This window comes from Streptomyces sp. HSW2009 (assembly GCF_040240285.1).
Classification (GTDB): Bacteria; Actinomycetota; Actinomycetes; order Streptomycetales; family Streptomycetaceae; genus Streptomyces.
Genome location: NZ_JBEHZD010000366.1, coordinates 1 through 8,424, shown reverse-complemented (window position 1 = coordinate 8,424; position 8,424 = coordinate 1). Strand labels below are relative to the sequence as shown.

At 72.2% G+C, this 8,424-nt stretch carries 1 protein-coding gene; it reads left to right on the top strand.

What is annotated here, in order from left to right; all coding sequences use genetic code 11:
• The first annotated feature begins 247 nt into the window (after positions 1–247).
• On the top strand, positions 248–8,365 hold the full coding sequence (locus tag AAHZ94_RS23515; protein ID WP_349994981.1) for an SDR family NAD(P)-dependent oxidoreductase: 8,118 nt from the start codon (positions 248–250) through the stop codon (positions 8,363–8,365).
• The last annotated feature ends 59 nt before the right edge of the window (positions 8,366–8,424 follow it).

The following is an 8,424-nucleotide window of genomic DNA, read 5'->3' as shown; positions in this document are numbered from 1 at the left end:
GGATGTGGGGGAGTTGGTTGGTGGTTTGCGGGGGGTGGCTGAGGGTGTGGTGGGTTCGGCTGGTGCTGGTGCTGGTGCTGGTGCTGGTGCTGGTGCTGGGGTTAGTGGTGGTGTGGTGGTTGTGGGTGATGGTTCGGTTGGTTCGGGTTCGGGTTCTGGTTTTGCCGGTGCCGGTGCCGGTGCCGGTGCCGGTGCCGGTGTGGGTGTTGGTTGCGGTGTGGGTGTGGGTGTGGGTGGTGGGTTGGGGATGGTGTTTTCGGGTCAGGGGTCGCAGTTTTGGGGTTTGGGGCGGGAGTTGTATGAGGGGTTTGGTGTGTTTGCGGGGGCGTTGGATGAGGTGTGTGGGGTGTTGGAGGGGGAGGGGTTGGTGGGGTTTTCGGTGCGGGATGTGGTGTTGGGTGTGGGTGATGTGGGGGTGGATGTGGGGGGTACGGGTGTGGCGCAGCCGGTGTTGTTTGCGTTTGAGGTGGCGTTGTTTCGGTTGTGGGAGTCGTGGGGTGTGGTGCCGGGTGTGGTGGCGGGTCATTCGTTGGGTGGGGTGGTGGCGGCTTTTGTGGCGGGGGTGTTGTCGTTGCGGGATGCGGCGGTGTTGGTGGGTGCTCGGGCTCGGTTGATGGGTGGTTTGGTGGGTGGTGGGGGGATGTTGGCGGTGGGTGTGGGGGAGGGTGAGGTGTTGGGTTTGTTGGGTGGTTTGCCGTCGGGTTTGGGGTGTGTGGAGGTGGCGGCGGTGAATGGTCCGGGGAGTGTGGTGGTGTCGGGGAGTGGTGTGGGGTTGGGTTGGGTGGAGCGGGAGTGTGGGGTGCGGGGGTGGCGGTGTTCGTGGTTGGGGGTGTCGCATGCGTTTCATTCGGTGGCGATGGAGCCGGTGTTGGTGGAGTTTGGTGAGGTGGTGTCGGGGTTGGTGTTTCGGGAGCCGGTGTTGGGGTTGGTGTCGGAGGTGTCGGGTGAGGTGTTGTCGTTGGAGGTGTTGAGTGATCCGGGGTATTGGGTGTCGCATGTGCGGGAGGCGGTGCGGTTTGTTGATGTGGTGTCGGTGATGCGGGGTGTGGGGGTGTCGGTGTTTGTGGAGGTGGGTCCGGATGCGGTGTTGACGCCGATGGTGTTGGAGTGTGTGGAGGCCGAAGCCGAAGCTGAAGCCGATGTTGCTGGTTCTGGTGTGTTGGTGGTGGCGTCGCAGCGGCGTGGTCGGGGTCAGGTGGGTTGTGTGTTGGAGGCGTTGGGTCGGTTGTTTGTGGGGGGTGTGGGGGTTGATTGGGGTGGGTTGTTGCGTGCCGGTGCCGGTGCCGGCATTGGTGTGGGCGCCGGTGTTGGTGTGGGTGGGTTGGTGGATGTTCCGGTGTATGGGTTTGATCGGCGGCGTTTTTGGTTGGAGTCGGGTGGTGGGGTGGGGGATGTGGGTGGTTTGGGTGTGGTGGGGGTGGGTCATCCGTTGTTGGGTGTGGTGGTGGGGTTGGCTGGTGGTGGGGGTTGGGTGTTTTCGGGGCGGTTGTCGTTGGGTGTGTTGGGGTGGTTGGGGGATCATGTGGTGTTGGGGCGGGTGTTGTTGCCGGGTACGGCGTTTTTGGAGCTTGCTTTGCACGCCGGCCAACACACCGGGTGTGAGGTCGTCGAAGAACTCACCTTGCTTACGCCCCTGGTGCTCACCGAGTCGGTCGGCACCCAGGTTCAGGTGACCGTCGCGGCGGCTGGCGAGGACGGCCGGAGCACCCTCACCATCCACGCACGCCCCGACGAGCCCGACGCCCCGTGGACCCTGCACGCCTCCGGCACGCTCGCCCCGCTCGGCGTCACGACGCCGCGGGGCGCCGCGTACGCCGCCCCTGACCTTGGCATTTGGCCGCCGGCCGATGCCACACCGGTCGAGGTCGCGGGCTTCTACGACGAGGCGGCGGACGCCGGAGTGGCGTACGGACCCGCCTTCCGAGGTCTGCGGGCCGCGTGGCGGCGCGGGGACGAGCTCTTCGCCGAGGTCGCCCTGCCGGAGGATGCCGTACAGGGTGGGAGCGGCAGGTTCGGCGTGCACCCCGCGTTGCTGGACGCCGCCCTGCACCCGCTCGGCCTCATCGCACCCGCCGAGGACTCCGCTCAGGACGCCGCCGAGCCGGCCCCGCCGCGGCTGCCGTTCTCCTGGCACGGAGTGGAACTGTCCACCCCTGACACCCGTACCGTGCGCGTACGCCTGCTGCCCACCGGCCCCGACACCCTGACGCTGGACGTCGCCGACGAGTCCGGGCAGCCCGTACTGGGTGTCGATACCCTGCTGGTGCGTGCCCCGTCGGCCCCGGAGCCGGCCGGCTCGGTGGGGAGTGAGGCGGCCGGCGGGTTGTTCACCCTTGACTGGGTCGCGCCGGCCGAGGCCGAACCCGCTGCCGGGCCGCAGGTGACGCGTTGGGCAGTGGTCAGCGCGACCGGCGGCGAACCCCTGGCCACGGCGCTCGACGCCGTCACGTACGACGGATTCGACGACCTCGCCGCAGCCCTGGACTCCGGCGCACCCACCCCCGACACGGTCCTGCTGCCCCTACTCGACACCCTGACGAACGTCCCCCCGGTCGGACCAACCCCCTCGGATCCATCCCAGCCCGACCTGTCCCAGCCCGACCAGCTCCAGCCGGCCCAGCCGCCGGCCTCCGCCGCCGTCGACACCACCTCGGGCGCCACCACTAGCCCGAACACAACCAACCCCAACCCCAACACCACCGCCGCCGAAGCCGTCCACCATGCCGTGCACGAGACGCTTGACGTCTGCCGCAGGTGGCTCGACGAGCCCAGGTTCGCCGCAATCCGCCTGGTCGTCGTCGTACCCGAGGTCGTCGCCGGCAGTGACGAGGTGGTTGAGTCGGCCGCTGCCGCCTGCTGGGGGTTGCTGCGGACGGCCCGTTCGGAACACCCCGACCGCTTCGCGCTGCTCACCGTCGACACCTCCCTCTGGGGTGACGACCTCCACCCGGCCGACGTACCGGTGGAACACCTCGTCCGCGCCACCACACTCTCCGAATCTGCCCTGCGCGACGGCAAGTTGCTGGTGCCACGGCTGCACCCCACACCCACACCCACACCCACCGCCGCACCCGACGCCACCCCCGAGGCCATTCCCGCACCCACCCCCGGCCTCACCCCCGAAGGCACCGTGCTCATCACCGGCGGCACCGGTGCCATCGGTGCCCTGCTCGCCCGGCACCTGGTCAGCGCCCACGGCGTACGCCACCTGCTGCTGGTCTCCCGGCGCGGTGCGCAGGCGCCCGGCGCGGCAGCGCTGCGTACGGAGTTGTTGGCCAGCGGCGCTGACCGGGTCACCCTGGCCGCGTGCGACGTTGCAGACCGCGCCGAACTCGCCGGGGTCCTGGCTGCGATCCCGGCAGCACACCCACTGACGGGCGTACTGCACCTGGCCGGAGTGGTCGACGACGGGTTGCTGACGGCCCAGACGCCCCAGCGGGTGGATCGGGTGCTCGGCCCCAAGGTCGATGCTGCCCTGCACCTGCACCACCTCACCGCTGGCCGGGACCTGTCGGTGTTCGTGCTGTTCTCCTCCGCGGCCGGGCTGATCGGCAACCGTGGCCAGGCCGGGTACGCCAGCGCCAATGCCGCCCTCGACGCGCTCGCCACTCACCGGCAGGCCCGCGGCCTGCCGGCCCACTCGCTCCAGTGGGGGCTGTGGGACGAGCGCAGCGAACTGACCGCCGGCCTCAGCGACGCCGACCGGCACCGGATGACCCGCGCGGGCGTGCTGCCGCTCGATACGGCCCAGGGGCTCGCCCTCTTTGACGCAGCCATCGGCCGCGCCGAGCCCGTACTCGCCCCGCTCCGCTGCGATCTGACCGTACTGCGCGGCCTCGGCGACGAACTGCCGCCCGTACTAGGGGACTTGCTACCCGCGGCGCCCCGCAGGGCCCGCCCCGTACGGGCCGCGGGGGCCGGTCGCGGACTCGCCCGACGGCTTACCGGGCTGTCCGTCGCCGAGCAGACGCGGCTCCTGGTGGACCTGGTCCGTACGCACGCGGCGGCCGTGCTCGGTCACGGCGGGGCGCACGGCATCGACCCCGACCGGGCCTTCAGTGAACTGGGGTTGGATTCGCTGGCTGCGCTGGAGCTGCGGAACCGGCTCAACGCCGCGACCGGTCTGCGGCTGCCTGCCACCGTGCTGTTCGACCACCCATCGGCCACTGCGCTGGCCGGACATCTGCGGACGGCCGTGCTCGACCTGCCCGACGCCGTGCGCCCGTTGGCACCCGCCCCGCGCACCTCCGACGAACCGATCGCCATCGTCGGCATGAGCTGCCGCTACCCCGGCGGCATCGACACGCCCGATGACCTGTGGCGGCTGGTCACCGGCGGCGCCGACGCCATCACACCCTTCCCCACCGACCGCGGCTGGGACCTGGAGAAGCTGTTCCACCCGGACCCCGATCACGCGGGCACCTCGTACGTGCGCGAGGGTGGTTTCCTGCGCGGCGTCGACGGGTTCGACCCGGAGTTCTTCGGCATCTCGCCGCGCGAGGCGCTCGCCATGGACCCGCAACAACGCCTCCTCCTGGAGACAGCCTGGGAGGCGTTCGAACGCGCCGGCATCGCCCCGCACACCGCACGCGGCAGCAGGACGGGCGTCTTCGCCGGACTCATGTACGCGGACTACTCCGCGCGGCTCAGTCACACCCCCGAGGGCGTGGACGGCTACCTGGGCAACGGCAGCGCGGGCAGCATCGCCTCCGGCCGGGTGGCGTACACCCTCGGGCTCGAAGGCCCGGCCATCACGATCGACACAGCCTGTTCCTCGTCGCTGGTCGCCCTGCACTGGGCCAGCCAGGCGCTGCGACAGGGTGAGTGCGACCTCGCGCTGGCCGGTGGGGTGACGGTGATGTCGAGCCCGGCCACCTTCGGCGAGTTCTCCCGGCAGCGCGGCCTGGCCCCCGACGGCCGGTGCAAGCCGTTCGCCGCCGCGGCCGACGGCACGGCCTGGTCGGAGGGGGCCGGCCTGTTGCTCGTGGAACGGTTGTCGGACGCCCGCCGCAACGGCCACCCCGTACTCGGGCTGATCCGGGGCAGCGCCGTCAACCAGGACGGTGCCAGCAACGGGCTCTCCGCGCCCAACGGGCTGGCCCAGGAGCGCGTCATCCGGCAGGCTCTCGCCCAGGCCGGGCTGACCCCGGCCGACGTCGACGCGGTGGAAGCGCACGGCACGGGCACCGCCCTCGGTGACCCGATCGAGGCGCACGCCCTGCTCGCCGTGTTCGGGCAGGGCCGACCCGCTGACCGGCCGCTGTGGCTCGGCTCGATCAAGTCCCACCTCGGACACACCCAGGCAGCCGCTGGCGTCGCCGGCGTGATCAAGATGGTCACCGCCATGCGCCGCGGCGAACTGCCCCGCACTCTGCACGTCGACCAACCCTCACCGCACGTCGACTGGTCGGCCGGCGCGGTCTCACTCCTCACCGAGCCGATCGACTGGCCACGGACCGGCCGGCCCCGCCGGGTCGGCATCTCCTCCTTCGGCGTCAGCGGCACCAACGCCCACCTCGTCCTGGAACAGGGTGACGTCCTGGAACAGGGTGCCCCAGCCTCAGCCCCAACCCCGGCCCCAGACGTAACCCCAGCCCTGGCCCCGGCCGTGTCCCCGTCGCGTGACGACGTCCCTGTCGGCGGCCCGGCGACGCCACCGGGACCGCCCCCGGGCAGTCAGCCAACCCACCGGGCCGACCAGCCGACGCCGCTGCCCTGGACCCTGTCGGGCCGGACCGCGACGGCCCTGCGGGACCAGGCCGTACGGCTGCACGCGGCGCTCCTGGCCAACCCCGGACTGCGCCCCGCCGACGTGGCGTACTCGCTGGTCACCACCCGTACGGACTTCGACCACCGGGCGGTCCTCCTGGCCCGCGACACGGACGGCTTCCTTACGGCGCTCGCCGCGCTCGGCCCTGTGTCCCAAGGTGAGACGGGCGACGGTGAGACGGCCGATGGCGGGACGGCTGAGGGGGAGGCGCGTCCCGCAGGGGTGAACGCGGCCGAGGGCGCAGCGGCCGAGCCCGTAGTGTCCAAGGCTGCGGATACCAAGCCCGTGGTGATCGAGCCCGCGGCCGGCGATCCCGCAGCGGACGACCCCGTCGCTGGCACAACCCTGGTCACCGGCGCGGCCGTGTCACCCGGCCCGATCGTGTTCGTCTTCGGCGGGCAGGGTTCGCAGTGGGCCGCCATGGCGGCCGACCTGTTGCAGGAGTCCGAGGTCTTCGCCGCCGCCGTCGCGGACTGCCACGACGCGCTCGCCCCCTTCATCGACTGGTCGCTGCTCGACGTGCTGCGGCAACAGCCTGACGCGCCGTCGCTGGAGCGGGTCGACGTGGTGCAGCCGGCGCTGTTCGCCGTCATGGTGTCGCTGGCCGCGGTGTGGCGGTCGCTGGGGGTGCGGCCGGCCGCGGTGATCGGCCACTCCCAGGGTGAGATCGCCGCCGCCCACGTGGCCGGCGCACTCACCCTCGCCGACGCGGCCCGGGTGGTGGCCCTGCGCAGCCAGGCGCTGCGGGCCATCGCCGGACGCGGCGCCATGCTGTCGGTCGGCACGTCGCAGGCCGAACTCGCGCCGCTGCTCGCCCGCTGCGGCGGCGCGGTGGAGGTGGCCGCGGTCAACGGGCCGCGGTCGCTGGTGGTCGCCGGCGTGCCGGACGCCGTGGCCGAGTTGCGCACCCTGTTGGAGGCCGCGCAGGTACGGACCCGGCCGCTGCCCGTCGACTACGCCTCGCACTCGCCCCAGGTGGCGGACGTCGAAGAGCACCTGGTGGCCGCGCGCGCCGACGTACGGCCCGGGCCGACCGAGACGCCGCTGTACTCGACGGTCACGGGCGAACCGTTGGCCGGCACCGACCTCGACGCCGCTTACTGGTACCGCAACCTGCGCTCCACCGTGGAGTTCGAACGCGCCACCACGGCCCTGCTCAGGGCCGGACACACCGTCTTCGTCGAGGTCAGCCCGCACCCGGTGCTGACGCCCGCGATCGAGCAGACGGCCGAGGCCGCGGACGTTCGCGTGGTGGCGATGAGTTCACTCCAGCGTGCGCAGGGCGGCATGCGGCGGCTGCTGACCGCCGCGGCCACCGCCCACGTGCACGGCGTCACCATCGACTGGACCCCGGTCCTCGCACCGTACGCGCCACGCCGCGTCGATCTGCCCACCTATCCCTTCCAGCGTGCCTCCTACTGGCTGACGGCCGCCCCCGGCGCGGCCGATGCCGACGGGCTCGGGCTGCGGACCGCGGACCATCCGCTGCTCGGCGCCGCCGTCGCCCTCGCCGAAGGCGACCGGCACGTGCTCACCGGACGGCTGTCGCTGTCCACCCACCCCTGGCTGGCCGACCACACCGTGCTCGACACCGTGCTGCTGCCCGGCACCGCCTTCGTGGAACTCGCCCTGCGCGCCGGCGACCAGGCAGGCTGCGACACCGTCGACGAGCTGACCCTGGAAGCCCCGCTCCACCTGCGGCCAGCAGCGGGCACCGGCCGGGCCGGCGCCGTACAGCTCCAACTCACCCTGGACGGCCCCGACGACACCGGGCGCCGACGACTGGCCATCCACTCCCGCCCCGACCGGGCCGCGGCCCCCGACGAACCGTGGACCCGGCATGCCACCGGCACCCTGGCACCCACGCCCAGCCAGCCGCAGCCGACCGGGACCGCCACCCAGCCGTGGCCGCCGCGCGATGCCACCCCGCTGGCCACGGACGACCTCTACGCGCAACTCGCCGCACGCGGCTACCACTACGGCCCGCTCTTCCGCGGCGTCCAAGCCGCCTGGCGGGCCGGCGACACGCTGCTGGCCGAGGTCAGGTTGCCCGACACGGACTCGGCGGCCGACGGGTACGCCCTGCACCCCGCCCTGCTCGACGCAGCCCTGCACGCCACTGCCCTGCGCGAGCCGGACGGTGACGACGGCGGCATCGGGTTGCCGTTCTCCTGGTCGGGCGTACGCCTGCACGCCGTCGGGGCCCGCGCCCTGCGGGTGTGCCTCACCCCGACGGGCCCCGACACCATCGCCCTGGAGCTGGCCGACCCGACCGGCGCCCCGGTCGCCAGCATCGCCGCGCTGACCGTACGCCCCCTCGCGGCGCAACACCTCACCACCGGCCGCGCCGCCTCGAACGAGGACCTGTACCAGCTCGACTGGGTGACCGTCGCCGCTCCCGACGAGCAGCCGCCACCCGCCCGCTGGGCCCTCGTCGGCAGCGACGACCGCCAGGTGACCGAGGGGCTACAGGTGGCCGGCAGCACCGTCGAACACCACGCGGACCTCACGACCGTCGCCGCCGGCGGCACGGATGCCGTCGGCGGCGCCCGCGCCCCCCCCGGCGCCCCCCCCCCCCGCCCCGGTCTCTTATAAACATATGACGCTGCCGCCGCTACACCTTGTGTTTATGTAGGTGGTGGGCGTATAATGTA